Source organism: Streptomyces sp. NPDC005195, from assembly GCF_040608315.1.
In the GTDB taxonomy this organism is placed as follows: Bacteria; Actinomycetota; Actinomycetes; order Streptomycetales; family Streptomycetaceae; genus Streptomyces; species Streptomyces kaempferi.
Genome location: NZ_JBEXHZ010000226.1, coordinates 1 through 2,765 on the forward strand (window position 1 = coordinate 1; position 2,765 = coordinate 2,765).

Here is a 2,765-nt window from a genome sequence, read left to right on the forward strand (position 1 = left end):
GCTGGCCCGCGGCGCCGGCGGCGCGCGCCCGGGCCCGGGCGAGCGCGGCGGCCCGCACGGGAGGCGGGGCGGTGGTGGTGTGCGCGGGGCCGGTGGCGGCCTGGCCCGGCGCGGTGGTCCGGGCGGTGGTGGTCATGTGTCCTCCCGCGGGGCGCCGATGACGAGGCTGGTGTTGCTGCCGCCGAACGCGAACGCGTTGATGAGGGCCGCGTCCACCGGCATCGGGCGGGCGGTGTGCGGTACGTAGTCGAGGTCGAGGCCGCGGTCGGGCTGGTCGAGGTTGACGGTGGGCGGGACCAGGCGGTGGCGGATCGCGCCGAGTGCGGCCAGTACGCCCAGGCCCAGGCTGGCCGAGGTGAGGTGGCCGGCCATCGACTTGGGGGCGCTGACGACCAGGCGGTGGGCGTCGTCGGCGAACACCTTCTTGATGGCGACGGTCTCGGACTGGTCGTTGCCGTGGGTGCTGGTGCCGTGCGCGACGACGTAGTCGATGCCGCCGGTGCCCACACCGGACTCGGCCAGGGCCGCCTGCATGGCCTGGATCGCGCCGGAGCCGTCGGGCGGTGAGTCGGTGATGCGCCAGGCGTTGAGGGTGGAGCCGTAGCCGAGGACCTCGCCGAGGACCGGTGCGCCGCGTTCGCGGGCGGCGTCCAGGTCCTCCAGGACCACCGCGACGGCGCCCTCGCCGACCACGAAGCCGGAGCGGTCGGCGTCGAAGGGCCGCGAGGCGTGCTCGGGGTCGTCGTTGTGACGGTCGGTCAGCGCGCCCAGCAGGCTGAAGCCGAGCAGGTCGAGCCAGGTGGTCAGGGAGTCGAAGCCGCCGGCGACCATCAGCTGGGCGTCGCCCTCCTGGATGGCGCGGAAGGCCTCCCCGATGGCGTGTCCGGAGCCGGCGCAGGCGGTGGAGATGCCGATCATCGGCCCGGTCGCGGACATCATCCGGGCCATGGCGCTCAGGGGCACGTTCTGGTCGTCGGTCAGGGTGACGGCCGGCGGGTGGCACAGGAAGGCGTCCGGGCGGCCGGTGGTGGCGCGCAGGTGGCCGACGTCGAGGAGGGCCTGCAGTTCGGGCCGGCCGACGCTGGCGCCCATGGCGACACCGCGCTCGTCGAAGGGGTACACGTCCTCGCCCAGGTCGTCGGCGCCCGCGTTGCGCAGTGCCTCCCAGGCGGCCGCGACGCCGAACTGGCCGACCCGGGAGAGGTGTTTGCGGCCCACCCGGGCCGGGATCGCCGCGGCCGCGTCGAAGTTTTTGACCTGGGCGGCGATGCGCACCGGGAAGCCGGAGGCGTCGAAGGTGGTGAGCGGGCCGACGCCGCTGCGTCCGGCGGCCAGGCCCTGCCAGGTGCTCTCCGCGTCGTTGCCGAGCGGGGTGACGGCCCCCACTCCGGTGATGGCTACTCGGGTCATCCCACCGGCCCTCCGCCCTGCAACTGGTGCGCCATGCGCCGGGTGTCGGCGGGGTCGTCGAGGCGCTCGGCGTCGATGAGCGCGCACAGGATGCCGCTCGCGCTCAGGACGTCCTCGCCGTCCACGCTCACGGTGCCGTCCAGGAGGGCGGCCTCCTCGGTCATCGACTCGATGGTGGCCCGCATCCGCAGTACCTCCCCGGGGCGTACGGCGCGGTGCGCGGTGGCCTCGCCGACGGCGAGGAGCGCGGCGCGCAGCCGGTGGTCGGTGGAGAGCATGATCAGCCAGGTCGCCGACTGGCACAGTGCCTCCAGGGCCAGCCCGAAGGGCAGTGCCGGTCCGCTCCCGGTGTCCTGCCAGTAGGTCTCGTCGACGGAGGTGACCTTGCGCGCGGTGATGTGCTCCCGCGGCGTGAAGGTCTCGATCCGGTCGATCAGATGGAATCGCATCGTCGTCTCTTCTTCCGTTCCCTCACGGTCCGTTACGGACGGCCGATGCCCAGCTGGGCGGAGAACCCGCCGTCGACGCAGAGCAGTTCGCCGGTGGTGTAGCCGGAGTCGGGTCCGGCCAGGAACACCGCTGCCGCGGCGACCTGTTCGACGGTGGCGAAGCGGCGCAGCGGTATCTGCCGCTTGATGCTGCGGCCGCCGTCGCGCTGCATCACCCCCTCCACCAGGTCGGTCGGGGTGAACCCGGCCAGGACCGCGTTGACCCGTACGCCGAAGCGGGCGAGTTCGATCGCCGCGCAGCGGGTGAAGGAGTTCAGCGCGCCTTTGGAGGCCGAGTAGTTGGCCTGGCCGATCCAGCCGCGCTCGCCCATCGCCGAGGAGATGTTGACGATCGTGGCGTCGCCGTGGGCCATGAACTGCTCCATGACGGCGTGCGTGCAGTGGTAGGCGCCGCCGAAGTTGACTTTCATGACGTTCAGCCAGGCGTCCGGCGGCGCGTCGTAGATGAGGCCGTCGTCGCTGGTGCCCGCGTTGTTGACGAGGATGTCGAGGGAGCCGAGCAGGTCGGTGGCCTCCTGCACCAGGCGGGCGGCCTGCCGCGGGTCGGCGACGTCGGCGCCGATGGCCACGGCCCGGCCGCCCGCCGTCTCGATCTCCTTGACGACGGCGGCGGCGTCCTCCTGCCGGGAGCGGTAGTTGACGGCGACGGCCGCCCCCTGCTCGGCCAGGGCCAGGGCGATGGCCCGGCCGATGCCGCGTGAGGCACCGGTGACCAGGGCGGTGCGGTCCTTCAGCTTCATCTGTCTCTTCCCGTTTCTGCTACGAGGTGGGCGGCGGCTGCCGGGGCCCGCGCGGACCGGGACCGCACCCCGGCCGGCCGTCCGGCCGCCCGGGGGCGGCGGACGG

At 73.6% G+C, this 2,765-nt stretch carries 3 protein-coding genes; all 3 read right to left on the reverse strand.

All coding sequences use genetic code 11. The features are described 5' to 3' along the window. Positions 1-132: 132 nt before the first annotated feature. From ABZV34_RS38275 to ABZV34_RS38285, 3 genes are read right to left on the reverse strand one after another with little or no spacing between them, the layout of a single operon-like run. Positions 133-1,410: a beta-ketoacyl-[acyl-carrier-protein] synthase family protein gene (locus ABZV34_RS38275; RefSeq protein WP_356287550.1), complete on the reverse strand. Its 1,278-nt coding sequence runs from the start codon at positions 1,408-1,410 to the stop codon at positions 133-135. Next, positions 1,407-1,859, reverse strand: a complete 453-nt coding sequence (locus ABZV34_RS38280; protein WP_356287553.1) for a 3-hydroxylacyl-ACP dehydratase — start codon at positions 1,857-1,859, stop codon at positions 1,407-1,409. The genes ABZV34_RS38275 and ABZV34_RS38280 overlap by 4 nt, the downstream gene beginning before the upstream one ends. Positions 1,860-1,891: 32 nt before the next feature. Next, on the reverse strand, positions 1,892-2,659 hold the full coding sequence (locus ABZV34_RS38285) for a 3-oxoacyl-ACP reductase family protein (RefSeq protein WP_356287556.1): 768 nt from the start codon (positions 2,657-2,659) through the stop codon (positions 1,892-1,894). Between the last annotated feature and the right edge of the window lie 106 nt (positions 2,660-2,765).